Origin of the sequence: Terrabacter carboxydivorans, from assembly GCF_039532035.1 — a bacterium.
GTDB lineage: Bacteria > Actinomycetota > Actinomycetes > Actinomycetales > Dermatophilaceae > Terrabacter > Terrabacter carboxydivorans.
Genome location: NZ_BAAARE010000010.1, coordinates 1 through 23533 on the forward strand (window position 1 = coordinate 1; position 23533 = coordinate 23533).

Annotated in this window: 22 protein-coding genes; 8 read left to right on the top strand and 14 right to left on the bottom strand. The window is 73.4% G+C overall.

Annotated elements, in window-relative coordinates:
- Window positions 1–288: 288 nt before the first annotated feature.
- On the top strand, window positions 289–1629 hold the full coding sequence (locus ABD297_RS11975; protein ID WP_344255167.1) for an HNH endonuclease signature motif containing protein: 1341 nt from the start codon (window positions 289–291) through the stop codon (window positions 1627–1629).
- A gap of 31 nt (window positions 1630–1660) precedes the next feature.
- Here the strand turns inward: ABD297_RS11975 and ABD297_RS11980 are convergent, their stop codons facing one another.
- Window positions 1661–2053, bottom strand: a complete 393-nt coding sequence (locus ABD297_RS11980; RefSeq protein ID WP_344255168.1) for a VOC family protein — start codon at window positions 2051–2053, stop codon at window positions 1661–1663.
- A gap of 93 nt (window positions 2054–2146) precedes the next feature.
- The gene (locus tag ABD297_RS11985) at window positions 2147–2326 is read right to left on the bottom strand and encodes a hypothetical protein (protein ID WP_344255169.1); all 180 of its coding nucleotides are present in this window, start codon (window positions 2324–2326) and stop codon (window positions 2147–2149) included.
- Window positions 2327–2417: 91 nt separating this feature from the next.
- Here ABD297_RS11985 and ABD297_RS11990 point away from each other — a divergent pair, with 91 nt between their 5' ends.
- Window positions 2418–3380 carry a GlxA family transcriptional regulator gene (locus tag ABD297_RS11990; RefSeq protein WP_344255170.1) on the top strand — a complete coding sequence of 321 codons (963 nt, stop codon included), beginning with the start codon at window positions 2418–2420 and terminating at the stop codon, window positions 3378–3380.
- 239 nt (window positions 3381–3619) lie between these two features.
- The gene (locus ABD297_RS11995) at window positions 3620–4849 is read left to right on the top strand and encodes a lipase family protein (RefSeq protein WP_344255171.1); all 1230 of its coding nucleotides are present in this window, start codon (window positions 3620–3622) and stop codon (window positions 4847–4849) included.
- 9 nt (window positions 4850–4858) lie between these two features.
- Here ABD297_RS11995 and ABD297_RS12000 read toward each other — a convergent pair whose 3' ends face one another.
- Genes ABD297_RS12000 through ABD297_RS12025 form a run of 6 tightly spaced genes read right to left on the bottom strand, consistent with a single transcriptional unit; the run spans window position 4859 to window position 11689 of the window.
- A complete protein-coding gene (locus ABD297_RS12000) occupies window positions 4859–6256 on the bottom strand; it encodes a tryptophan-rich sensory protein (protein WP_344255172.1) in 1398 nt (465 codons plus the stop codon).
- Window positions 6257–6260: 4 nt separating this feature from the next.
- Window positions 6261–6980: a CPBP family intramembrane glutamic endopeptidase gene (locus tag ABD297_RS12005; protein WP_344255173.1), complete on the bottom strand. Its 720-nt coding sequence runs from the start codon at window positions 6978–6980 to the stop codon at window positions 6261–6263.
- A gap of 8 nt (window positions 6981–6988) precedes the next feature.
- On the bottom strand, window positions 6989–8350 hold the full coding sequence (locus ABD297_RS12010) for a cryptochrome/photolyase family protein (RefSeq protein WP_344255174.1): 1362 nt from the start codon (window positions 8348–8350) through the stop codon (window positions 6989–6991).
- Window positions 8350–9660 (bottom strand): class I SAM-dependent methyltransferase, encoded by a 1311-nt coding sequence (locus ABD297_RS12015; RefSeq protein WP_344255175.1) that lies wholly within the window; start codon window positions 9658–9660, stop codon window positions 8350–8352. The genes ABD297_RS12010 and ABD297_RS12015 overlap by 1 nt, the downstream gene beginning before the upstream one ends.
- Window positions 9657–10412, bottom strand: a complete 756-nt coding sequence (locus ABD297_RS12020; protein ID WP_344255176.1) for a DUF1365 domain-containing protein — start codon at window positions 10410–10412, stop codon at window positions 9657–9659. Before ABD297_RS12020 ends, ABD297_RS12015 begins: the two co-directional genes overlap by 4 nt.
- The gene (locus tag ABD297_RS12025) at window positions 10409–11689 is read right to left on the bottom strand and encodes an NAD(P)/FAD-dependent oxidoreductase (protein WP_344255177.1); all 1281 of its coding nucleotides are present in this window, start codon (window positions 11687–11689) and stop codon (window positions 10409–10411) included. Before ABD297_RS12025 ends, ABD297_RS12020 begins: the two co-directional genes overlap by 4 nt.
- A 147-nt stretch (window positions 11690–11836) precedes the next feature.
- Between ABD297_RS12025 and ABD297_RS12030 the strand changes: the two genes are divergently transcribed.
- Genes ABD297_RS12030 through ABD297_RS12050 form a run of 5 tightly spaced genes read left to right on the top strand, consistent with a single transcriptional unit; the run spans window position 11837 to window position 16284 of the window.
- Entirely contained in the window at window positions 11837–12292 is a 456-nt protein-coding gene (locus ABD297_RS12030; RefSeq protein ID WP_344255178.1) for an SRPBCC family protein, read from the top strand.
- Between the two features lie 3 nt (window positions 12293–12295).
- Window positions 12296–13231, top strand: coding sequence for a MerR family transcriptional regulator (locus ABD297_RS12035; RefSeq protein ID WP_344255179.1), 936 nt, complete (start codon window positions 12296–12298; stop codon window positions 13229–13231).
- Window positions 13232–13233: 2 nt separating this feature from the next.
- Window positions 13234–13971 (top strand): cobalt-precorrin-6A reductase, encoded by a 738-nt coding sequence (locus tag ABD297_RS12040; RefSeq protein ID WP_344255180.1) that lies wholly within the window; start codon window positions 13234–13236, stop codon window positions 13969–13971.
- Between the two features lie 29 nt (window positions 13972–14000).
- Window positions 14001–15809, top strand: coding sequence for a SulP family inorganic anion transporter (locus tag ABD297_RS12045; RefSeq protein WP_344255181.1), 1809 nt, complete (start codon window positions 14001–14003; stop codon window positions 15807–15809).
- Between the two features lie 10 nt (window positions 15810–15819).
- Window positions 15820–16284: an MOSC domain-containing protein gene (locus ABD297_RS12050; RefSeq protein WP_344255182.1), complete on the top strand. Its 465-nt coding sequence runs from the start codon at window positions 15820–15822 to the stop codon at window positions 16282–16284.
- Here the strand turns inward: ABD297_RS12050 and ABD297_RS12055 are convergent.
- The 6 genes from ABD297_RS12055 to ABD297_RS12080 are packed head-to-tail and all read right to left on the bottom strand — an operon-like array spanning window position 16250 to window position 23455.
- Window positions 16250–17209: a cobalamin biosynthesis protein gene (locus ABD297_RS12055; protein WP_344255184.1), complete on the bottom strand. Its 960-nt coding sequence runs from the start codon at window positions 17207–17209 to the stop codon at window positions 16250–16252. The two genes, ABD297_RS12050 and ABD297_RS12055, sit on opposite strands and share 35 nt — an antisense overlap.
- Complete coding sequence (gene cobA, locus ABD297_RS12060; protein WP_344255185.1) at window positions 17206–18219, bottom strand: uroporphyrinogen-III C-methyltransferase; 1014 nt, start codon at window positions 18217–18219, stop codon at window positions 17206–17208. The genes ABD297_RS12055 and cobA overlap by 4 nt, the downstream gene beginning before the upstream one ends.
- Entirely contained in the window at window positions 18209–19264 is a 1056-nt protein-coding gene (cobC, locus tag ABD297_RS12065) for an Rv2231c family histidinol phosphate aminotransferase CobC (protein ID WP_344255186.1), read from the bottom strand. The genes cobA and cobC overlap by 11 nt, the downstream gene beginning before the upstream one ends.
- The gene (locus ABD297_RS12070) at window positions 19261–20727 is read right to left on the bottom strand and encodes a cobyrinic acid a,c-diamide synthase CobB (protein ID WP_344255187.1); all 1467 of its coding nucleotides are present in this window, start codon (window positions 20725–20727) and stop codon (window positions 19261–19263) included. Before ABD297_RS12070 ends, cobC begins: the two co-directional genes overlap by 4 nt.
- The gene (cobO, locus tag ABD297_RS12075) at window positions 20721–21332 is read right to left on the bottom strand and encodes a cob(I)yrinic acid a,c-diamide adenosyltransferase (protein WP_425581164.1); all 612 of its coding nucleotides are present in this window, start codon (window positions 21330–21332) and stop codon (window positions 20721–20723) included. Before cobO ends, ABD297_RS12070 begins: the two co-directional genes overlap by 7 nt.
- Window positions 21332–23455: a magnesium chelatase subunit D family protein gene (locus ABD297_RS12080; RefSeq protein WP_344255188.1), complete on the bottom strand. Its 2124-nt coding sequence runs from the start codon at window positions 23453–23455 to the stop codon at window positions 21332–21334. The genes cobO and ABD297_RS12080 overlap by 1 nt, the downstream gene beginning before the upstream one ends.
- Window positions 23456–23533: the final 78 nt, after the last annotated feature.

Here is a 23533-nt window from a genome sequence, read left to right on the forward strand (position 1 = left end):
TCCAGACATGACTGGTTGTCCGGGAACCACTCGAGCAGCTGCTGGTACGTCGCTGGGTAGTCCTGCCCCCGAATCGGATTCGCGGTCATCCACAAAGGCTACTTCACCTAAGCAGATATGCAGAACATGTGTTCTACTTGAGGAGTCGGCGACCCGGGTGGGAGGAGTGAGTTCGTGCCATTCCTCGACTCCGGGCGCTCGGCTTCCGATGCGACTGACGGCGGGATCAACCCGCGTATCGTCTGGCTGCTGAGCCACGCGAGGTCGGGGTCCAGGCAGGTTCCGAGGGTGCGGCCCGAGCCGCGCCCACCGCTCTCCCTCCTCGACGAGGCCGAGGCGGTGCTCTCGCAGATCGAGCGCCTCGAGGTGCACAAGGCCCGCCTCGAGGGCCGGATCGTCGACGCGTACGCCGCTCTGCACTCCGTCGAGGAGCAGCACCTCTCCCAGCTCGTCACGAGCTCGCCCGTGCCCATCACGGCTCACCAGGTCGTGACGCAGGAGGTCGCGTGCGCGACCGGAGTGGGTGCCGCAGAGGTCGCACGCCGGCTCGAGCTGGCGACGGCGCCCCGGCGGCACCGAGTCCTGCGCGAGCGGCTGCGCGCGGGGTCGGTCAGCCTGCACCGGGCGCTGCGCATCGTCGTCGAGACGAGGATGCTCGCCGATGACGCCCTCCCCGATCTCGAGGCGACCGTCCTCGCGCCGGCTCGCGACGGGTCGATCTCCTCTCACCGTCTCTTCGGCGAGCGGTTGCGGCGCTGCGTGCGTGCCGCCGACCCGCGCGGCCATGAGGAGCGTCGTCAGGCTGCCACGGCCAGGCGCACGGTCTTCGGCCGTCTGGTCGAGGACGGCATGGGCACCTTCACGGTCGTCGCTCCGGCCGAGCGGGTCGTCGGCGTCCTCGACCGGGTCGACGCGATGGCACGGGCCGCGCGTGCCGCCCGCGACGCCCGCACCCTCGACCAGCTGCGCAGCGACCTGCTCTGCGACCTCGTCCTCTTCGGGGCTGTCGCGGAGCCCGAGGGAGACCGGTCTGCAGGGTCCGCCGGGTCTGCGAGCTGGTCCGGCCTGTCGGACGCCCCGCCTGCGGCGGTGCGCATCGTCGTCCCCTTCGAGGTCGCCGCAGGGCTCTCGGATGCTCCGTGTGAGCTGACCGGCCACGGCTGGGTCACGGCCGCGCACGCCCGCCAGATCATGACGGCCCCGGGGTCCGTCTGGCAGCGACTGGCCGCCGACGTCGACACCGGACGCGCGTTGGAGCTCTCGACCGAGCGCTACCTCCCGACGCCCGAGATGGTCGCCCACGTCAAGGCGGTCGACGGCGTCTGCCGTGGCCCGGGGTGCCAGGTCCCGGCCGACCGGTGCGACGTCGACCACCTCCAGCCGTGGCCAACCGGGCGCACGCACGTCTCCAACCTCGACTCCCTGAGTCGCGGCTGCCACAACGGCAAGACCTCTCGGGTCTGGAACGTCCGGCGCGTGGCCGACGAGGGGATCTCGTGGACCTCTCTCGCCGGCCGCGAGTACATCACCTATCCCAAGGACTGGCGCGGGCCGCTGCGCGGGCCCGGGTCCGGGCCGACCCGGGACGTCTCACCCGGCTCCCCGCCGGGCGATCCGCCGCCGTTCTGAGGGGCGGGTGCGGGTGGAGGCGGCTGGCCGGTCAGTCGCCGGTGACGGTCGTCAGGCAGAAGGGGTGCCCGACCGGGTCGAGCAGCACTCGCCAGGCCGACGGCGCCGGCTGGTGGGCGGCCTCGTTGGCGCCGAGGGCGATCGACCGCTCCACCGCGTCGTCGAGGTCGGTGACGAGGATGTCGAGGTGCAGCTGCTGCTGCTGGCCCGGCTCCGGCCAGGTCGGCCGCACGTGGTCGGCGGCCCGCATCATCGTGACGGCGATGCCGCCGTCGGACAGCGACACGACACCTCCGTCCGGGCTCTCGTAGGCGCGCGGCAGGCCGAGCAGTGCGCCGTAGAAGTCGGCGAGCACGGACGGGTCCGGGCAGTCGAGCGACACGGAGGCGAGTCGGCCGACGGCGGGGGCGGGAGAGGTCGTCATGCACCCGAGCCTTCCATCCGGGTCCGACGTCCGGGTCGGGCGCCCCTGGCCGAGGTCGCTCGTGCGGCGCGATCGGCCGGCGAGCGCCGAGCCTCAGTGGGCGACGCGGGTGTCGTGCGCCAGCGGCGCGTCGTGGAGCACCCGGTCGATGTCCCGGTCCAGCTCGGCATCGGCACCGAACGGGGCCCGTGGCAACGAGAAGGTACGGCGGTGGTGCGGCCCGAGGGCTGCGACGAGAGCGACGATCATGGCGATGAAGAAGATGATGTCCATGGCAGAAAGCCTGCGCTCATCAGGATCCCGCCACGAGTGGCAGAACTGTCGACGTTCGACAACATCCTGCCAGTGCTGGCATGCTGACGGGATGCTGCGCACCATCGCCGTGATCGCCCAGGAGCCCGTCGCCATGTTCGAGCTCGGCGTGCTGTGCGAGGTCTTCGGCATCGACCGCACCGACGACGGCGTCCCGGCCTTCGACTTCCGGGTCTGCTCGGCCCGGCCGGGCGAGGTGCTGCGCACGACGAGCGGCATGAGCATCGTCGCCCCGTTCCCCCTCGAGGCCGCCCGCGGCGTCGACCTCGTCGCCATCCCGGGCGGCGCCGTCGACGGCCCCTACGACCCGGACGTGCTCGACATCCTGCGACACAACGCCGCCGGCGGCGGACGCGTGCTCTCCGTCTGCTCGGGCGCCTTCCAGCTCGGCGCGGCCGGCCTGCTCGAGGGACGCGAGTGCACGACCCACTGGAGGTATGCCGCCCGCCTGGCCGACGAGCACCCGCGGGCCTGCGTGGACCTCGACGTCCTCTATGTCGAGGACGGCCCGGTCCTGACGAGCGCCGGCACCGCGGCCGGCATCGACGCGTGCCTGCACCTCGTGCGCACCGAGCTCGGCTCGGAGGTCGCCACCCGCATCGCGCGCCGGATGGTCGTCCCGCCCCACCGCTCCGGCGGTCAGCGCCAGTTCGTCGAGACGCCGGTCCCGTCCGAGCCGTGCGAGGGGCTGCAGGACGTCATGGAGTGGGTCGCCGAGCACCTCGACGAGGAGCACTCGATCCCGACCCTCGCCCGCCGGGCGGCCATGTCCGAGCGGACGTTCGCGCGGCGGTTCACCGCCGAGGTCGGCACCACGCCGCACAAGTGGCTGACGAGCCAGCGAGTGCTCCGGGCCCGCCACCTGCTCGAGTCCACCGACCTCGACATCGAGCGCATCGCCCGTGAGAGCGGCTTCGCCACCGCCGCCGTCCTGCGCCACCACTTCCAGCGCGAGATCGGGATTCCACCTGTCGCCTACCGTCGCGCCTTCACCCGTCAGCCCGCCCCGGCCTGACTTGGCCCGCCCCGGCCTGACCCGGTCTGACCCCCGGACGGGCCTCGGACAGATCACCCGTCACGGCAGGTGTCGATCCCCGTATGGGCACGTATCGGACGAGCGCTAGACGGCCGAAGACGATGTGATCGGTCTCTTGGCCGGCGCCCGCTCGGCGCGACAGCCGTGGTTACCGCCAGTAGGTTACTGGCCAGTGGGCGCCACCGACGCCGCCTGCCTGCCTCGAGGAGCACGCCGTCATGCTGCGTTCGACCCACCGCCTGCCCCGGACCCGACGCGTCGTGGGGGTGCTCGTCCTCGCCCTGGCGGCGGCCGTCATGGCACCGGTCACGACAGCCCGCGCGGACGGGTTCTACGACCCGCCTCCGTCCGTCGCTGCAGCGCCCGGCACGGTGCTGAGGTCCGAGGCCATGATCTTCTACCTCGACCCGGCGAGAACGATCCGCTCGACCGCGCACGCGACGCGCGTCATGTATGCCACCCGCGACCGCACGGGAGCCCCGATCGCAGTCACCGGCACGGTCCTCGTCCCGCCGGTCCCGTGGGTCGGCAAGGGGCAGCGTCCCGTCATCGGCTACGCCGCGGGTACGCAGGGCATGGGCGACCAGTGTGCGCCGAGCCGACAGCTCGCCGCGGGGTCTGAGTACGAAGGTGCTTTCATCTCAGGCCTGCTCGCCCGCGGCTACGCCGTCGCGATGACCGACTACCAGGGCCTCGGTACGCCCGGCACCCACACCTACATGGTCCGCGCGGCGCAGGCCCACGCCGTCCTCGACATGGTCCGTGCAGCCCAGCGGCTGCCCGGCTCGGGCCTGCCCACGGCCGGCCCCGTCATGCTCGCCGGCTACAGCCAGGGCGGCGGCGCGAGCGCAGCCGCCGCCGAGCTCGCGCCGACCTACGCGCCCGAGCTGGAGCTCAAGGGTGCCGTGGCCGGAGCCGTCCCCGCCGAGCTGGGTGCCGTGGCCGCCCACCTCGACGGCAGCCTCTACTCCGCCTTCGCGCTCTACGCCGTCGCCGGCCAGGCCGCCGCCTACGGCCTCGACCTCGGCACCGTCCTGAACGACCGCGGCACGTCGGTCATCCACGCGGTCGAGGGCGAGTGCGTCGGGGAGTCCATCGCCCTGCACGCCTTCACGCGCTCGAGCGACCTCACGAAGGACGGCCGATCCCTGACCGAGCTCGCGGCCACCGAGCCGTTCCGCTCGATCATCGCCGACCAGCGCATCGGCCGCCTCGAGCCCACCGTGCCCGTCCTGCTCACGCACTCGGTGCTCGACGACGTCATCCCGTATGCCGTGGGGCGCGGCCTCGCGCACGACTGGTGCGCCCGCGGGGCGAACGTCGCGTTCTCGGCCAACGTCACGCCCACGCACGTCGGGGGAGCGGTGCCGTCGTTCGCGAAGGAGTACGCCTTTCTCGAGGCGCGCGTCGCCGGCCTCCCGCAGGTCTCCGACTGCTGGTGGCTCTGAGCGGGAGCGTCAGGCGTTGCGGCGCGCGATCGCGGTCGAGAGGGCGGTCGCGAAACCGCACCACGCGGCATACGGCGACAGGGCGATCCCGGCCCCCTTGCTCGCGATGCCCGCGCGTCGGGCCAGGTCGGCCGAGCTCGCGGTGAGCAGGGCGGCCTCGGCCGCGGCGACCCACGGCCGGCGGGAGCGCCAGAAGAGGACGCTCCAGGCCGCGTTGAGCGCGAGGTTGGTGCCGAACGCCTTGAGGTACGCGTCGCGTCCCTCGGTGTCGCCGGCCTTGTCGTACGCGTTGAGCGCGGTCGCCGAGCTCGCCGCGATGTCGGCGTAGAGCGCGGTCCACACGACCGGGAAGGCGATCGTGGGCGGCTGCCACTCAGGCAGGTCGAGCGAGCGGTACCACGCCGAGTCCGGCTTGGTGGCAAGGGTGCCCACGGCGACGGTCGCCACCGTCGCGGCACTCGTCAGGGCGAGGTTGCGCATCGCGGTGTCGGGCTTGGCGGTGCGCATCGCCGAGCGCACGGCGGTGTCGAAGTCGATGAAGCCCCCCGGCACGTCGACGTAGCCGACGAGGTCGTTCTCCTTGGCGACGACCTCGTGGACGAGGCTGCCGACGAGCGGTTTGGCCAGGCCCGCGGAGATCGGCGTGACCAGCCCGACCCAGTGGCTCGCGAGGCGCGGCGTCAGCACCGGCACGGTCACGACGACGGGACGGCGGCGGCCCGTGGCGTCGGAGAAGCGCCCGATCATCTCGCGGTAGGTCAGCACCTCGGGACCACCGATGTCGAAGGTACGGTTGACCTCGGAGGGCAGGCTGCCGGCGCCGACGAGCAGCGTCACGACGTCGTCGATGGCGATCGGCTGGATCTTGTTGTCGAGCCACTTCGGCGCGACCATCGCCGGCAGGCGGGTCGTGAGGTAGCGCAGCATGTCGAACGACGCCGACCCGTCGCCGAGCACGACCGCAGCCTGGAGCACGGCGGTGGGCACGCCCGAGTCGAGCAGGATGCGACCGACCTCGACCCGCGAGGCCAGGTGCGGCGAGAGCACCTCGTCGTCGGGGTGCAGCCCGCCGAGGTAGACGATGCGCGAGACGCCGGCATCCTTGGCCGCCTCGGAGAAGATCGTGGCCGCCTCACGGTCACGCTCGGCGAAGTCGGGCTTGTCGTCCATCGAGTGCACGAGGTACCAGGCGGCGTCGACCCCCTCGAGCACGCGGCGCATGTCGTCGGCCGAGCCGACGTCACCCTCGGCGACCTCGACGCGGTCGGCCCACGGCTTGCCGTCCATCGAGCTGCGGCGGCGGGTCAGCACGCGCACCGTCCAGCCCTCGTCGAGCAGCCGCGGCACGACCTGCCCCCCGATGTAGCCGGAGGCTCCGGTCACGAGGGCGGTGCGGGAGGAGGTCATCGGATCACCTGGTCAGCTCGAGGGCGGGTGGGAGGAGGACGAGCATCCCGGTCGACCACACGACGTGCGTGATGATCGGCCCGAGGAAGCCGCCGGTGACGCGGCGCTGCAGCGCGGTCACGAGACCGATGACGGCGGCGGCGAGCACGAGCAGCGGGATCCCGCTGCCGACGGTGGTCAGGGCGTAGAGCAGCGTCGTCAGGGTCACCTGGTGGCGGGGCAGCGCGGCATACAGGGCGCCGCGGAAGTAGAGCTCCTCGACGACGCCGTTGACGAACGTGATGGCGAGCACCGCCGCGAAGGCGCCGAACCGGGCGTGGTCGAGCAGCTGGTCGACCGGCTCGCGCAGCACGGGGATGCGTGCGACGACGAGCGCGCCGACGAGGAAGACGAGCAGGAGCAGCACCCCGAGCACGAGGGACTGCACGATGGGCCGGGCGGGCTCGCCACGACGCGTGTGACCCCACCCGGCGTGCAGCGGCCCGGACAGCAGCGCGCCCACGAGCCACACCGCGGCCAGCGCGAGCGTCGCGACGTAGAAGATCGGGTCGCCCGGCGTGATCCGGAGCGCCCAGGCCAGCACCGCGCTGCCGACGACGAAGGTGACGGCGACGACGACCTGGCGGCGCCGGAAGACGTCGTCGGGGTCGTGGTGGTCGCGGTCGACCTTCTCGATGAGCGCCGCGTTGACGAAGGCGCGCAGCTCGGTCACGGGGCCCCGCATCTGCTCTCCTAGCCTCGGGCGCGCTCGTAGCGGGCCAGGGTCTCCTTGCGCTCGTCGTCGTGGTCGACGACCGGCTGGGGATACTTCTCGTCATACCCGTTGTCGTGCTTCCACGGCTCGTGCGCGGCGCTGCCCGACAGGTGGCGCAGCTCGGGCACCCAGCGCCGGACGTAGTCGCCGTCGGGGTCGAACTTCTTGCCCTGCGTCACCGGGTTGAAGACCCGGAAGTACGGCGAGGCGTCGGTCCCGGTGCCTGCGACCCACTGCCAGCCGTGGTTGTTGCTGGCGATGTCGCCGTCGATCAGGTGGTCGAGGAAGTGCTGCGCACCGACGGGCCACCACACGTGGAGGTCCTTGGTCAGGAAGCTGGCGGTGATCATCCGCACCCGGTTGTGCATCCAGCCCTCCTCGAGCAGCTGGCGCATGCCCGCGTCGACGATGGGGTAGCCGGTGCGACCCTCGCGCCAGGCGTCGACGAGCCGGTCGGTCTCGGCGCCGGAGTCGTAGGGCAGCTTCGCGAGCTCGCCCCGAAGGTCGTGCCACGCCGAGTCCGGCTGGTGCCACAGCACGTCGGCGTAGAACTCGCGCCAGATCAGCTCGGTGACATAGGTGTTCGCCGCCTGCGACCGACCGGCCGAGTGGGCGGCGATGTCGGCGAGGATCGTGCGCGGGTGGATCTCGCCGTACTTCAGGGGCGCCGACAGCCGCGAGGTCGTGTCGAGGTCGGGTCGGTCGCGTTCCTTGTCGTATGCCGTCAGCCCGTCGCGCAGGAAGCTCTCCCACCGCTTCAGCGCGGCCGACTCGCCGGCCTCGAGGTCGGAGTCCACCTTCGGCAGCGGGTCGCTGTGCACGTCGTCGCGCAGCCACGGGATCCGTTTGGGCCGCGCGGCGGGCGCCGGCCGGCCGTGCTGGTGCCACGCCTTGGAGAACGGCGTGAAGACCTTGTACGGCGAGCCGGACTGGTTGACGATGCGACCGGGCCCCACGGCATACGGCGACCCGGTCGCGACGAGCTCACGCCCGTCGTCCGCGAGCGCCTTCTCGACGGCCTCGTCGCGGCGGCGGCCGTAGGGCGTCGTCTCGCGCGAGACGTGCACGTGCGTCGCGCCGACCTGCTTCGCGAGCGCCGGGATGACCTCGACCGGGTCACCGTGGCGGATGACGAGGGCGCCCCGGGTGTCCTTCGACAGCGCCGCCACCGAGGCAAGGAGCCGTCGGGTGCGGGGCGTGTCGTGCTCGAGCAGCCGCGGGTCGAGCACGAAGACCGGCAGCACGTGCGAGGCCGAGTCGACGGCCGCGAGCAGCGCCGGGTGGTCGTTCAGGCGCAGGTCGCGCCGGAACCACAGGATCGACGTCGAGGCCGCTGCCATCACGAGGCCGCGGCCGCGGCACCCTCACGCTCGAAGCGGACCTGGGCGACGTCGAGGTAGCCCGTCGCGAAGCCGGCCTCGCAGTAGGCGAGGTAGAACTCCCACTTGCGGCGGAACGTCTCGTCGAAGCCGAGCGCGTTGACCTCGGACCAGCGGGCGAGGAACGTCTCGCGCCAACGGCGCAGCGTCTCGGCGTAGTCGGTGCCGAAGGCCTCGACGGCCGACATCCGCAGCGTCGTCGCGGCGTCGGTCGTCTCGCTCATCGCCTGCAGGCTCGGGATGAGGCCGCCGGGGAAGATGTGCTTCTGGATCCAGCCGTAGGAGTGCTTCGTGGCCATGAGCCGCTCGTGCGACATGAGGATCGCCTGGATCGCGGCGATGCCCCCGGGCGCGAGGCGCTCGTCGATGGTGCGGAAGTAGGTCTCCCAGTACTCCTCGCCGACGGCCTCGATCATCTCGACGCTGACGACCGCGTCGTAGACGCCCTCGACCTCGCGGTAGTCCTGGATGCGGATGTCGACCGTGTCGGCGAAGCCGGCGTCGGCGATGCGCTGACGGGCCAGCGCCGCCTGCTCCTTGGAGAGCGTGACGCTCGTGACCGTGGCGCCGCGGCGGGCGGCCTCGAGGGCGAGCGTGCCCCAGCCGGTGCCGATCTCGAGGACGCGGCTGTCCTGGCCGACCTTGGCCATGTCGAGGATCGCGTGCACCTTGCGCAGCTGGGCCTCCTCGAAGGACTGCGTGCGCAGCGGCTGGTCCTCGTCGAAGATCGCCGAGCTGTAGCTCATCGTCTCGTCGAGGAACGTCGCGAAGAGGTCGTTGGACAGGTCGTAGTGCGCCTCGATGTTGCGGCGAGAGCCGAGCAGCGAGTTGTTCTGGATCGTCGGGATGCGGCGGTCGACGAAGCCGCGCAGCCGCAGCCAGCCCCCGGGAACCGCCGTCGTCATCCGCTCGGCGAACGGCATGAGCAGCTCGGCGAGGTCGGTGCCCTCGGCGGCCTTCCAGTCGCCGGCCATGTAGGCCTCGCCGATGCCGATCTTCGGGTGGTGCGCGAGCCGCTCGAAGAGGGCGGTCGGCCGCACGATCTCCAGACCGGGACGGTCGGCCTGGCGCGTGCCGCCGCCGAGCAGCGACCCGTCGGGCATGACGACGTCGACGGGGACGCGCTTGGCGACCTGCGCGAGGATGCTGCGGGCCAGGCGGGCGCGGACGCAGAGGACCCGCAGGCTCGGCCGGCGCAGGCAGATGGGCTGGGCCATCGACAGCGTCGGCGAGACGGGCGACTGGACGGACGGGGCGGACTGGGCGGTCATCGGACGGCCTCCTCGGGGTGGTGGGGGCGGGGCATCACGGGCAGGCGACGCAACCACAGTCGTATGCCGTGTACCCGGATCAGGGCCGTCACCCTCTGGGTCATGAGGCCGTGACGGCGGACGAGTCGGAGCAGGGAGCGGGTGGTGGCGGGTTCGGGGGTGCCGCGGGTGACCGCGGTCATGATGCGTTCGCCGCCGCGGTCGAGGCCCACGGTCACCGCGACGGCGTCGGGGGCGAGGACGAGGCGGACGGCATACTCCCCGCTCGTGTCGTTGAAGGGCGAGACGTAGAAGGCCTTGGCGACGGTCGCCGTGCCGTCGTCCTCGACGTCGAGGAGGTAGGCGTGGCGCTCGCCGTAGGTGTTGTGCACCTCGAAGACGACCGCCAGCAGCGTGCTGTCGGGGCGGAGGCACCAGAAGACGCTGAGCGGGTCGAAGGTGTGGCCGAGCACCCGCGCGTTGGCGAGCATGAGCACCCGGTCGTCGGCGCCCAGGGTCACGCCACGCGCGGCGAGGAACCGCTCGACGTCACCCCGGATGCCCCCGCCGAGCCGACCGCCGTCGAGGTGGTCGCGCGCATCGAATCGTGCGAGCAGCCTTGCCGGCCAAGGGAGTCGGGGCAGCTCGTCGATGTCGACGAGCCACTGGTACTGGCCGTGGGTGAAGGAGTGGTGCAGCGGCGTGCGGCGCGAGTGCGCCACGGTGCCGTCGACGAGCGCCGGCACCCGCGGCGGCGTGAGGACCGCCGTCACCAGCGCACCCCGAAGGACTCGGCGGCGTGCACGCCCGAGCGGCACCCGTCCTCGTGGAAGCCCCAGCCGAGGTGTGCACCGGCGAAGGCCAGGCGGTCGCCGCCGGCGCCGCGCAGGCGCTCCGCGGCCTCGACGGCCTCCTGCGTGAAGATCGGGTGGTCGTAGGACATGCGCGCCGTCACGAGCGACTCGTCGACGGTGCCGGCCGGGTTGAGCGACACGACGTGGTCGTCGCCGTCGGTGATGCCGTGCAGCCGGTTCATCCAGTAGCTGACCGTGACGTCGGGGGCCGGCGCGTCGCAGGCGTGCATGCGGTAGTTCCACGAGGCCTTGGCCTCGCGCGGGCGGGGCAGCACGGAGGAGTCACGGTGCAGCCAGGTCTCGTTGCGGGAGTAGCGGATCGCCGACAGGTCACGCTTCTCGTCGGGCGTCGCGTCGGCGAGCAGCTCGAGCGCCGAGTCGGCGTGCGTGGCGACGACGGCGCGGTCGAACGTCGCCGTCTGGCCGTCGCGCACGAGTACGTCGACGCCGTCGTCGTGCCTCGTCACCGCGGTCACCGGGCTCTCCTTGCGCACGTCGGGCAGTCGTGCGACGAGCCGGTCGACGTAGGTGGCCGACCCGCCGGTGACGGTGCGCCAGGTCGGCGAACCCGTCACCGTCAGCATGCCGTGGTGGTCGAGGAACCGGAAGAGGTGGCGGGCCGGGTAGGACGTCGCGTCGAGGTCGCCGCACGACCACACGCAGGCGACGAGCGGGATGGCGAAGTGGCGCACGAAGTAGTCGGAGAAGCCCTGTGCGGCAAGGAATTCGCCCCACGTCGGGTTCTGCGACTCGTCGGCCAGCAGGGCGTGCGCGGCCTTGTGGAAACGCGGGACGTCGCTCAGCATCTTGACGAACCGCGGGTCGAGGAGGCGGCGCTTCTGGGCGAACATGCCCTTGGCGCCGCGCCCACCGGCATACGACAGGCCGCAGCCCTCGCACGTGATGCTCATGCTCATCTCGGTGGGCTGGGTGGGCACGTCGAGCTCGCGGAAGAGCCGGAGCAGGTGCGGGTACGTCTTCTCGTTGTGGACGATGAAACCGCTGTCGATGCGCAGGCTGCCGTCGCGGCCGGCGACGTCGTGCGTGTGGGCGTGCCCTCCGAGGCGGCTGTCGCTCTCGTAGAGCGTCACGTCGTGGGTCCTGCTCAGCACGTGGGCTGCGGTCAGTCCCGAGACCCCGGCGCCGATGACGGCTGCGGTGGGTCGGGTGCTGTCGTTTCGGTTCGGTCGAGTCACCGAGGCCTCCTGGCTGATGTGGTCCCGTGTGCTTCGGCGCGGAGCCCCGACCGGATTGTCGGAGGACAGCATGCGTGGTGCTCGTTGTCCATCCTTCGTCCACACCGTAGAGTGGCTGTTCAAGGTCTGTCAAAGGTTGGAGAAGGCATGGACATCGAGCGCACCGTCACCGTGGCACAGCCCGTCGACCGCGTGTTCGCGTACCTCAGCGACTTCACCAACACGACCGAGTGGGACCCGGGCACGGTGCGCACCGAACGGGTCGCCGGAGACGGCGGCCTCGGCACGCGCTACCACAACGTCTCGAAGTTCCTCGGCCGCGAGACCGAGCTCGACTACCTCGTCGTCGAGCACGTGCCGGGCGAGCGGTTCGCGCTCCGCGGCGAGAACGCGACAGTGGTCGCCCAGGACACCATGACCTTCGTGCGCACCATGACGGGCACCGGTGACGGTGCGGGCGAGGGCACCACCGTCACCTACCGCGCCGACTTCGAGTTCAAGGGTGTGGCCAAGCTCGTCGCGCCCCTGCTCGCGCCGGCCTTCAAGAAGCTCGGTGACGAGGCCGAGCAGGGCATGCGAGACGCCTTGAGCAGGTTGGGGTAGCCGATGTACACCATCAAACGTGCCGCTGAGCTGACCGGCATCAGCGTCGCCACCCTCCGGGCCTGGGAGCGCCGCTACGGCGTCGTCAGCCCCCAGCGCTCCGACGGCGGCTACCGCCTCTACGGCCCCGAGGACGTGCGCGCCCTCGCCATCATGAACTCCCTCGTCAACGAGGGGTGGTCCGCCCGCGAGGCGGCCGCCGAGACGACCCGCCGACTCTCCAGCCGCGACCTCGCCGGTCGCGACAACGGCTCGGGCCGCCTCGAGCGAGAGGGCCGCGGCGCCCGGGTCGCCCCGCTGCGCCCCGGCGGGCGCTACCAGTCCGAGGACGCCGAGGCCTTCGTGCGCGCCGCCGAGCGCCTCGACTCGGCGTCGGCTACGGCCGTCCTCGACGCCCGCTTCGCCCTCGGCACCTTCGAGCACGTCGTCGACGACTGGCTCATGCCCACGCTCAAGCTCGTCGGCGAGGAGTGGGCCCACGGCCGCCTCACCGTCGCGGGCGAGCACCTCGTCTCGTATGCCGTGCAGCGGCGTCTCGCGGCCGCCTACGAGGCCGCGTCCGGCCGCGTCGACGGCCCGACCCTGCTCATCGGCCTGCCGCCGGGGGCCCGTCACGAGCTCGGACTGCTCGCGTTCGCCGTGGCCGCGCGCCGGGCCGGGTTCGCCACCGTCTACGTGGGGGCCGACCTGCCTGCCGACGAGTGGGTGCGTGCCATCGAGGCCCGCCACGCCGCCGGGATGGTCATGGCCGTGCCGCGCAACATCGACATCACCGCCGCCCAGGAGATCGTCGACACCGTCGGGCGCACCCACCCCGAGGTCGTCGTCGGGCTCGGCGGCAGCCAGCAGAACGAGATCAACGGCCCCTGCGTGCACCTCGGCCACTCGATCACCGTCGCCGTCGGCGAGATGACGCGCCGCCTGCGCATCCCCGCCTGAGCGTGCGCGTCCTCGTCCTCGGAGGCACCGGGGAGGCCCGCGACCTCGCGGCACGCCTCGTCGACCGGGGGGACGACGTCGTGTCGAGCCTCGCGGGCCGGGTGAGTGCGCCGGCCCTGCCGGTTGGGGAGGTGCGCACGGGCGGCTTCGGCGGCGTGGACGGTCTCGCCGCCTACGTCGACGGGTCCTTCGACCACGTCGTCGACGCGACGCACCCCTTCGCCGCCCGCATCACCGACCATGCGGTGCGGGCCTGCCAGCGGGTCGGGGTCCCGCTGGTGCGGCTCCAGCGTCCCGGGTGGACGCGCCACCCGCTCGCGTCGACGTTCACCTGGGTCGACGACGTCGAGGGCGCCCGCGTCGCGGCCGAGCGGCTCGGGGTCCGGCCCTTCCTCACGACCGGCCGGCAGCAGCTCGAGACCTTCGCCGCGTGGGACGACCGCTACGTCCTGGCCCGCGTCGTCGACCCGCCCGACTGGGACGTGCCCGCGTCGTGGGAGGTGCTCCGCGCCCGCGGCCCCTACCCCTACGCCTCCGAGCGCGACCTGCTCGAGAGCCGGCAGGTCGACGTGCTGCTGACCAAGGACTCAGGCGGCGCGCTCACCGAGGCCAAGCTGGTGGCCGCGCACGACCTCGACGTGCCCGTCGTCGTCGTCCGCCGGCCGGCGGTGCCCGAGGGCGTGCCCGTCGTCGAGTCGGTGGACGACGTCCTCGAGGCGTTGGGCGCGAAACGGGCCTGACGGCATACGTCCTCGCGTACGTTCGTCGCGTGACGGCGGGTCCGACGGAACGGCTGGGACGGGCGCGGTGGGAGCGGCTGCTCCCCGGCGTCGCGGTGCTGCGCCGCTACGACCGGGTGTGGCTGCGCGGCGACGTGCTCGGCGGGATCACGGTCGCCGCCTACCTCGTGCCCCAGGTGCTCGCGTATGCCGAGGTGGCCGGCCTGCCCGCGGTGACCGGCCTGTGGGCGGTCGGGCCGGGGCTGCTCGTCTACGCCCTGCTCGGCTCGTCGCGGCAGCTGTCGGTCGGGCCCGAGTCGACGACCGCCCTCATGACCGCGGCCGGGGTGGGAGCGCTCGTGACCGCGGGCGGCGGACTCGCGATGCGCCAGGAGATGGCCGCGCTCCTCGCGATCGCCGTCGGGCTCCTCTGCCTCGTCGGCTTCGTGACGCGGCTCGGCTTCCTGTCCGACCTGCTCTCCAAGCCCGTCCTCGTCGGCTACATGGCGGGCATCGCGGCGCTCATGGTCGTCAGCCAGATCGGCAAGGTGACCGGGCTGAAGGTCGTCGGGGACTCCTTCCTCCAGGAGCTGAGGTATGCCGTCACGCACCTCGGCGACGTCCACCTGCCGACGCTGTGGCTGGCGCTCGGGGTGCTCGCCGCGCTCTTCGCGTTCCAGCGGTTCGCGCCCCACTGGCCCGGTCCGCTCATCGCCATGCTCGGCGCGACCGTCGTCGTCGCGGTGCTCGGGCTCGTCGAGCGGGTCGGGGTCCACGTCGTCGGCGCGGTGCCGCAGGGGCTGCCGGCGGTGCGGCTGCCGAACGTCGCCGACGTCGACGTGTGGGCGCTGCTGCCGGCGGCGCTCGGGGTGGCGGTCGTGGCCTACTCCGACAACGTGCTGACCGGGCGCGCCTTCGCCTCCCGTCACCGCGACAGCATCGACAGCGACCAGGAGTTCCTCGCGCTCGGCGGGGCCAACGTCGCCTCCGGCCTGCTCCAGGGCTTCCCGATCAGCTCCAGCGGCAGCCGCACCGTCATCGCCGACGCCATGGGCTCGCGCACCCAGCTGCACTCCCTCGTCTCCCTCGTCATCGTCGTCGCGACGCTGCTGTGGCTCGGGCCCGTCATCGGCGCCTTCCCGACGGCGGCCCTGGGCGCGGTCGTGGTCTTCGCGGCGATCCGGCTCGTCGACGTCGCCGAGCTGCGGCGGATCGCGGCCTTCCGGCGCAGCGAGCTCGTGCTGGCGCTCGCGACGACGGCCGCGGTGCTGCTCTTCGGCGTGCTGCCGGGCATCGGCGCAGCCATCGCCCTGTCGGTGCTCGACCTGCTGCGGCGCATCGTCCACCCGCACGACGGGGTGCTCGGCTACGTGCCCGACGTCGCCGGCATGCACGACATCGACGACCACCCGAACGCCGTCCAGGTGCCCGGGCTCGTCGTCTACCGCTACGACTCCCCGCTCTTCTTCGCCAACTCCGACGACTTCGTCACGCGTGCGCTCGAGGTCGTCGACGCCGCGTCGCGCCTCGGCCACGTCGAGTGGTTCCTGCTCAACTCCGAGGCCAACACCGAGGTCGACCTGACGGCCGTCGACGCGCTCGAGACGCTGCGCTCGACGCTCGCCGGCCGGGACATCCGCTTCACGATGGCGCGGGTCAAGGAGGACATGCGGGCCTCGCTCGACGCAGGCGGCTTCATCGACGAGGTCGGCACCGACAACATCTTCCCCACCTTGCCGACCGCCGTCGCCGCGTATGCCGCGTGGTACGAGCACGAGCACGGCTCGGGGCCGCCGGGGCTGCGCATCCCGCCCGTGCCCGCGCAGCCCGAGCCCACCCGGCCGGAGACCGACGCCTAGCCTTTGCGGCATGGACATCGAGCGTGAGGCAGGCGAGGGGACACCGACCGTGGTCGCGATCCACGTCGCCAAGGGCCGCCGGCTGCCGACCCGGTCGGTGCCGAGCGTCGAGGCCGAGGCGGGAGCCGGGCTCGTCGGCGACCGCTACCACGGCAGCAGGCACCGGCACGTGACGATCCAGGCGCTGCCGGACCTCGAGGCGGCCGCGGCCGACCTGGGACGGCCCGTCGACCCGGGCCTGACGCGGCGCAACCTGACGATCTCCGGCGGGACGATCCCGACGAGGCCGGGGGAGCGCATCACCATCGGCGACGTCGAGCTCGAGGTCGTGCGCATCGCCGCGCCGTGCCGGCTGCTCGACGACAACCTCGGGCCGGGCGCCGCGCGGGCGCTGCACGCACGGGCCGGGACGGTGTTCCGGCTGCTGACGTCGGGGACGATCAGCGTCGGCGACGAGGTCGACCTCTCGCACTGAGGGCCTCGACGGCGACGACCACTGCGACCGCGAGGGCGAGCGAGCCGGCCGACACGCGCTGCGCCAGACGGCTCCCGCGGGCGATGTCCTGCACGCCGGCGGCCGGGCCGTCGCCGAGCGTGCCGCGGTCCTCGGACCGGCCGTCGTAGGTGTTGGACCCACCGAGACGCACGCCGAGCACCCCGGCGAAGGCGGCCTCGACCACACCGCCGTTCGGGCTCGGGTGCGCCGGGGCGTCACGCCGGATGGCGTCCCGCGCGTGCGCCGCACGCCCGCGGGAGCCGCTGCTCACGAGGGTCAGGGCCGCTGCGACCCTGGCCGGGATCCAGTTGACGACGTCGTCGAGCCTGGCTGCCGCCCAGCCGAACTCGCGGTACCGCTCGTTGCGGTGGCCGACCATGGCGTCGAGCGTGTTGACGGCGCGGTAGCCGAGCAGGCCCGGGACGCCGAGCAGCCCGCCCCACAGCAGCGGGGCGACGACGGCGTCCGAGGTGTTCTCGGCGAGGGACTCGATGCACGCCCTGGCCACCTCGTCGGCCTCGAGCGCGGAGGTCTCGCGCCCGACGAGGTTGCGCACCTGGACGCGTGCGGCGTCGAGGTCCCCGCGGCGCAGCTGGCCGTCGATCGTGGACGCCTCACGGGTCAGCGAGCGGCCTCCGAGCACCGCCCACGTCGCCGCAGCGGTCACGAGCGTGTGGGCGGACCGGTGGCGCCGTGTCGCCCGCTCGACCGCGACGCCGAGGACGGTCGTCGACGTCACCAGGAGCGCGACGTGGGCGGCCCCGTTCACCCGCGAGCCGGCATACGTCCTCTTCTCCAGCGAGCTGGCGGCTGAGCCGAAACCGGCCACCGGGTGCCACCGTCGAGGGTCGCCGAGGGCCTGGTCGAGCAGCCAGCCGAGCGCCAGGCCGAGCGCTCGGCTCATCGCAGGACGTCGAGCGCCGCGACGTCGCCGATGACGACGACCGCGGGGGCGCCGAGCCCCTCCCTGCGGGCGACGACGTCGATGTCGGCGAGGGTCGCCCGTGCCGTGCGCATGCTCGGCAGGCCGGCGTCGGCGACGACGGCCGCCGGTGTCGTCCCCGCCAGGCCCTCGGCGACGAGCGTCTCGGCGATGGCGCCGAGCGTCGCGACGCCCATGAGCACGACGACCGTCGTGCGGCTGCGGGCGATCGCACCCCAGTCCAGGGTGCTGCGGGGGTCACCCGGGGGCACGTGACCGCTGACGACGGTGAAGCCCTGGACCAGGGTCCGGTGCGTCACCGGGATGCCGGCAAGGGCCGGCGCCGCGATGCTCGACGAGATGCCCGGGATGACGACGACGGGGATGCCGTGGGCCGCGCAGGCCTCCGCCTCCTCGCCACCGCGGCCGAAGACGAAGTTGTCACCACCCTTGAGGCGCAACACGTCCCGTCCGGCGAGGGCGTGCTCGACGAGGAGCTCGTTGATGCGCTCCTGGGGGGTGAAGTCGCCACGCGGGATCTTGCCGACGTCGATGACCTGCACGTCGTCTCGGGCGTGGCGCAGCGCGCTGAGCGGGGCCAGCCGGTCGTGGACGATGACGTCGGCCGCACGGATCGCCTCGATGCCGGCGACGGTGAGCAGCCCGGGGTCGCCGAGACCGCCACCAAGCAGGGTGACGGTGCCGACCGCCCGATTCTCCTGCGCGACAGCCCGATCCGTCGGCAGGGGCATCGGTGTCGTCGAGACGTCGCCGCGGATGACGACGTCGTGGGTCGTCGGGTCGGCGTCCGGGTCGAGCGTCACGAGCCCGCGCTCGGCGAGGTCGCGCAGGGAGGTCGGCAGGTCATCGAGGGCTGCGGCGACGGTCACGCGGGCGCCGTCGCGCAGCAACGCGTGGACGGTCGCGACCGAGTGCGGCGCGACGCGGGCGAGGAGGACCGACAGTCCGGAGAAGCTCAGCTCAGGCGACACGACGCAGTCTCCTCAGGTCGGTGAGAGCCGCCGCGACGGCGCGCGAGGTCTCGGGGTCGCGGACGGCGAGGCGCACCCACGTCGGGCCGAGCCCGGGGAAGGTCTCGCCGCGGCGCACGGCGAAGCCCAGGCGGGCGAGGTCCGGGCGCACGGACGTCCCTCCGAGCGGGCTCGTGTCGACGAGGACGAAGGGGGCGTGCGAGGGCGCCGCCGTGCTCAGCCCGGCCGCGGCGAGCTCGCCGACGAGCACGTCCCGGTCGACGGCGTAGGCCAGGGCCGCGGCCTCCGCCTCGGCGACGGCACGGGGGGACAGGCAGGCGACCATCGCCGCGACCGCCGGGCTCGACACCGACCACGGCGGCTGGACGGCACGCAGCCCCTCGACGACCGCCGGGTCCCCGACGACGTAGCCCGCTCGCAGCCCAGCCAGCCCCCACGTCTTCGTCAGGGACCGGATGACGAGCAGGCCCTCGAGGTCCGCTCCGGCGAGCGACTCCGGCTCGCCGGGCACGGCGTCCATGAAGGCCTCGTCGACGACGACGACGCGTCCGCTTCGGCGCAGGGCGCGCAGGTCCGTGGCCCGGTGCAGGACACCCGTCGGGTTGGTCGGGTTGCCGACGACGACGAGGTCGGCGTCGGCGTGCTCGCCGTGCGGTCCGAAGGCGTCGGGGTCGAGCCGGAAGCCGTCCTCACGCCCGAGCACGCACCGGCCCACGCCGCGACCGGCCGTCACGAGAGCGGCCTCGGGCTCGGTGAACTGGGGGTGCACGACGACAGGCCGCTCGCCGCGCACCGCTCGCGCCACGAGCGTGAACGCCTCGGCGCCCCCCGCGGTCGGCAGCACGCACTCGGGCGGCACCCCGTGCCGAGCGGCGATCGCCTCCACCGCAGGCGCCGGGTCGGGGTAGCGGCCGAGGTCGCGCAACGAGTCGGCGATGACGTCGGCGAGCCAGGGCGGCGGCGCCGGCAGCCGGACGTTGACGGCGAGGTCGACGAGACCGGGGGAGACGTCACGGTCGCCGTGGTGGTGCAGGTCGACGCTCACGAGGCCCGCCTGCGCGAGCCGGACGACACCTGCGACGCGCACGACACGGACGACACGGCATACGCGTGCACGGCGTCGGCGAACCGCGCTGCCAGACGCGGGTGCCCGGCCCAGTGCGTGTGCAGGTAGGACGCGTGGAGCGTGGCACGACCGGTTCCGGCGGGGTCGAGCGCGAAGCCCTCCGGGGTGCCGTCGAGCAGCCAGGCGGCGCTCGGCGCGGGCGAGCCTGCCTCCACGCCGCTCACGGTCGTACGGTGGAACTCGTGCCCGGTGACCCGGGTGCCGGGGACGCCGAGCACCGAGTCGCCGGGGGCGATCGCGCTCCGGTAGCCCAGCGTCAGGCGCGGTCCCATGGACCCGGCGACCGGAAGGGCACCGACCATCTCGTGACCGTCGACCGACTCGGCCAGGTAGAGCATGCCCGCGCACTCGGCGACGGTCGGCAGACCACTCCTCACGCAGTCCCGGATGTGCTCTCGCAGAGCGGAGTTCGCCGACAGCTCCTCGGCGTGCACCTCGGGGAAGCCGCCGCCGAGGTAGAGCCCTGCGGCCTCCGGCGGCAGCGACCGGGCGTGGAGGGGGTCGAAGACGACGGGCTCGAGACCCGCGGCGCGGAGCAGCTCGTCGGTCTCGGCGTAGCGGAACGTGAAGGCGCGGCCCCCGGCCACGGCGACGACCGGGCGGTGGCCACCGTTCGTGGGACGCGCCGCGTCCCCGAGGGCGGTCGTGGGATCCCAGGCCGGGCCGACGAGGTCGGGGGCCGACCCGGCGATGGCGAGCACGGCGTCGAGGTCCACGTGGTCGGCCACGCGCTCGGCGAGCAGCCGCACCGACCGAGCCGCCTCGTCGCGCTCGGCAGCGGGCACGAGTCCGAGGTGCCGTGACGGGGCCTCGATGCCCGTGTCGCGGGGCAGCACGCCGAGCACCGGGACCCCGGTGGCCTCGAGAGCCGACCACACCTCGCGCGTGTGCCGGCCCGACGCGGCCTTGTTGAGCACGACTCCGGCGACCCGGACGCCCGGCTCGAAGGTGGCCAGGCCGTGGACGATGGCGGCGGCGGTGCGGGTCGTGTGGCTCACGTCGAGGGCGATGACGACGGGGGAGCGGGTCAGCGTGGCCACGTGCGCGGTGGAGGCGAAGCCGTCGCCGCCGATCCTGCCGTCGAACAGGCCCATGACGCCCTCGACGACCGCGACGTCGGTGGGTCCGTCGGCGGTCGCCCCGTGCAGGAGCAGCGGCGCCACCTGCTCCTCGCCGCACAGGAAGGGGTCGAGGTTGCGGCCCGGGCGACCGGTCGCGAGGGAGTGGTAGCCCGGATCGATGAAGTCGGGCCCCACCTTGAAGCCCGAGACCGCCAGGCCGCGGGCCCGCAGCGCAGCCATGAGGCCGGTCGCGACGGTGGTCTTGCCGTGTCCCGACCCGGGGGCGGCCACGACGAGACGGGGCAGGTGGGCGGTCACCACTCGATGCCCCTCTGGCCCTTCTGGCCCGCGTCGAACGGGTGCTTGACCTTGGTCATCTCCGTCACGAGGTCGGCGAGGTCGAGCACGGCCTGGGGGCAGCGGCGCCCGGTGATGACGACGTGCTGGTGACCCGGTCGGTCGCGCAGGGTCTCGACGACGTCGTCGACGTCGATCCAGCCCCACGCCATCGGGTAGGTGAACTCGTCGAGGACGTAGACGCCGTGGGTCTCGGCGGCGAGGCGGCGCTTGATCTCGGCCCACCCCTCGCGCGCCGCCTCGGCGTGGTCGTCGTCGGTGCCCTCCTTGCGGCTCCACGACCAGCCGGACCCCATCTTGTGCCACTCCATCGGACCGCCCTTGCCGGTCTCGCGGTGCAGCTCGCCGAGCGTCTCGACCGCCGTCTGCTCGCCGATGCGCCACTTGGCGCTCTTGACGAACTGGAACACCCCGACCGACCAGCCCTGGTTCCACCCGCGCAGGGCGAGCCCGAAGGCGGCCGTCGACTTCCCCTTGCCGTCGCCGGTGTTGACGATGAGCAGCGGCCGGTTGCGCCGCTGTCGCGTCGTGAGCCCGTCGGCCGGGACCGCGGTCGGCTGGCCGCGCATCAGGCGGCCCGTCCCGTCGCGGGCCGTGCGGTGCGGGCGGCGCCCACGATCGCCGAGGCGGCGAGGTCACCCACCGGTAGGTGCTCGGCGCCGAGGTGCTCGGCCAGCCGGGCCGCGAGGCCGAGCCGGAAGCGCCCCGACTCGCAGTCGAGCACGACGCTCTCGACCCCCTCGTGACGCAGCTGCGCGGCGACGCGGGTGGCGCGCGCCAGGGCGTCGCTGCCGCTCGTGGCCCGGCCGTCGGTGACGACGACGAGCAGCGCTCGCCGGTTCGGGTCGCGCAGTCGCTCGAGCCGCAACGTGTCGTATGCCGTCTCGAGACCCTCCGCGAGCGGCGTCCGTCCGCCGTGGGGCAGGTCGCGCAGCCGTCGGGCGGCGATGTCGACGGAGCCGGTCGGGGGCAGGGTGAGCTCGGCGCCCGCACCCCGGAAGGTGACGAGGCCGACCTTGTCGCGGCGCTGGTAGGCGTCGAGCAGGAGCGACAGCACGGCCGACTTCACGGCCTCCATGCGCTTGCGGGCGGCCATCGAGCCGGACGCGTCGACGCAGAGCAGCACGAGGTTGGACTCGCGGCCCTGCAGCACCGAGCGACGCACGTCGCCGGGCAGCACGAGCAGCCGGCCGGTCGCCTCTCCGCCCCGGGAGGCGGCCGCACGGATCGTGGCGGGCAGGTGGACCGGGCCGGTATGGGCGCTCGTCGAGCCGACCCGGCGGCCGGTGCTCGTGAGGGCGTTGGACCGGCGGCCGGGGTCGCCCTTGCCGACGCCCTTGGCGCGCAGCAGCCGGGCGCGGTACGGCTCGTCGGCGGCGCTGACACCGGATGCGGCTGCCGCAGCGGGAGCGGTCGGCGTCCCGGCCTCGGCCTCGGATTCGGGCTCGGCCCCGGGCTCGGACCCGGGCTCGGTGGACTCGTGCTGGGCCCGCTGCGGTTCGGGTCGTGGGGCGCTCTCGCCCGCTTCGCCGTCGTGGTCCGCAGGCTGTGCCTGCGGGTCGTCGCCGTCGCCCCGGTCTGGCTCGGGCTCTGGCTCGTGGTCGGCGTCCGGCTGCCCGTCGGGCTCGGGGTCCGGCTCGTCGTCGCCGAGCAGGCGGTCGAGCAGGTCCTCGTCGAGGCCGGGGGAGTCGAACGGGTTGCGTCGGCGGCGGTGGGGCAGCGCCAGGCGCGCGGCGGCGCGCACGTCGGCGACGGTGACCGTCGTGCGGCCCGACCAGGCGGCGTGCGCCACGGCAGCCCGGGCGGTGACGATGTCGGCGCGCAGGCCGTCCACCTCGAAGGCCGCACAGACGGTCGCGATCCTCGTCAGCATCGCGTCGGTGAGCGTGACCGAGCCGCGTCCCGCCCGCGCCTGCGCGATGCGTCGTCGCAGCGCCTCCTGGTCGTCCTCGAACCGGGCCACGAACGCAGCGGGGTCGGCGTCGAAGGCCAGCCGACGGCGTACGACCTCGGCCCGCAGGCCGGGCTCGCGGGGAGCCGCGACCTCGACGGTGAGCCCGAAGCGGTCGAGCAGCTGCGGGCGCAGCTCGCCCTCCTCGGGGTTCATCGTGCCGACGAGCACGATGCGGGCCGCGTGCGAGACGGAGACGCCGTCGCGCTCGACGGTGTTGCGGCCCATGGCCGCGGCGTCGAGCAGCAGGTCGACGAGGTGGTCGTGCAGGAGGTTGACCTCGTCGACGTAGAGGATGCCGCGGTTCGCGGCCGCGAGCAGGCCGGGCTGGTATGCCGTCTCGCCGCGTCCCAGCGCCCGCTCCAGGTCGAGCGACCCGACGACGCGGTCCTCGGTGGCGCCGATCGGCAGCTCGACGAGGCGGGCTGCGCGGCTGGCCGCCGGTGTCGCGGGGTCGTGCGGGCCGTCGGGGCAGGCCGTGCGGTCGCCGGGCGCGCAGCCGAACCGGCAGTCGGCCACGACGAGCTGGTGGGGGAGCACCGCGGCGAGGCCGCGCACCATCGTCGACTTCGCCGTTCCCTTCTCGCCGCGCACGAGAACGCCGCCGACGTCCGGGGACACCGCGGTGAGCACGAGGGCCAGCGCCAGGTCGTCGGAGCCCACCACCGCCGAGAACGGGAAGGTCTCAGGCGGGATGGCCTGCTGGACAGAAGTTTTCGAGTCGTTCGAACCGTCGCGCATGTGACTGCGAGCCTCCTGCGGGTGCCTCGCCCGCGTCGGTGGACCGGTCACGTCCGGACGGGCGCGACCAGCGACGGG

Excerpts from the sequence above, each read along its gene's own strand:
- ABD297_RS11980 (WP_344255168.1), bottom strand. The coding sequence starts at position 2,053 with ATGACGACCTCTCCCGCCCCCGCCGTCGGCCGACTCGCCTCCGTGTCG.
- ABD297_RS11985 (WP_344255169.1), bottom strand. The coding sequence starts at position 2,326 with ATGGACATCATCTTCTTCATCGCCATGATCGTCGCTCTCGTCGCAGCC.
- ABD297_RS11990 (WP_344255170.1), top strand. The coding sequence starts at position 2,418 with ATGCTGCGCACCATCGCCGTGATCGCCCAGGAGCCCGTCGCCATGTTC.
- ABD297_RS11995 (WP_344255171.1), top strand. The coding sequence starts at position 3,620 with ATGCTGCGTTCGACCCACCGCCTGCCCCGGACCCGACGCGTCGTGGGG.
- ABD297_RS12000 (WP_344255172.1), bottom strand. The coding sequence starts at position 6,256 with ATGACCTCCTCCCGCACCGCCCTCGTGACCGGAGCCTCCGGCTACATC.
- ABD297_RS12005 (WP_344255173.1), bottom strand. The coding sequence starts at position 6,980 with ATGCGGGGCCCCGTGACCGAGCTGCGCGCCTTCGTCAACGCGGCGCTC.
- ABD297_RS12010 (WP_344255174.1), bottom strand. The coding sequence starts at position 8,350 with ATGGCAGCGGCCTCGACGTCGATCCTGTGGTTCCGGCGCGACCTGCGC.
- ABD297_RS12015 (WP_344255175.1), bottom strand. The coding sequence starts at position 9,660 with ATGACCGCCCAGTCCGCCCCGTCCGTCCAGTCGCCCGTCTCGCCGACG.
- ABD297_RS12030 (WP_344255178.1), top strand. The coding sequence starts at position 11,837 with ATGGACATCGAGCGCACCGTCACCGTGGCACAGCCCGTCGACCGCGTG.
- ABD297_RS12035 (WP_344255179.1), top strand. The coding sequence starts at position 12,296 with ATGTACACCATCAAACGTGCCGCTGAGCTGACCGGCATCAGCGTCGCC.
- ABD297_RS12050 (WP_344255182.1), top strand. The coding sequence starts at position 15,820 with ATGGACATCGAGCGTGAGGCAGGCGAGGGGACACCGACCGTGGTCGCG.
- ABD297_RS12055 (WP_344255184.1), bottom strand. The coding sequence starts at position 17,209 with ATGAGCCGAGCGCTCGGCCTGGCGCTCGGCTGGCTGCTCGACCAGGCC.
- cobO (WP_425581164.1), bottom strand. The coding sequence starts at position 21,332 with ATGCGCGGCCAGCCGACCGCGGTCCCGGCCGACGGGCTCACGACGCGA.
- ABD297_RS12080 (WP_344255188.1), bottom strand. The coding sequence starts at position 23,455 with ATGCGCGACGGTTCGAACGACTCGAAAACTTCTGTCCAGCAGGCCATC.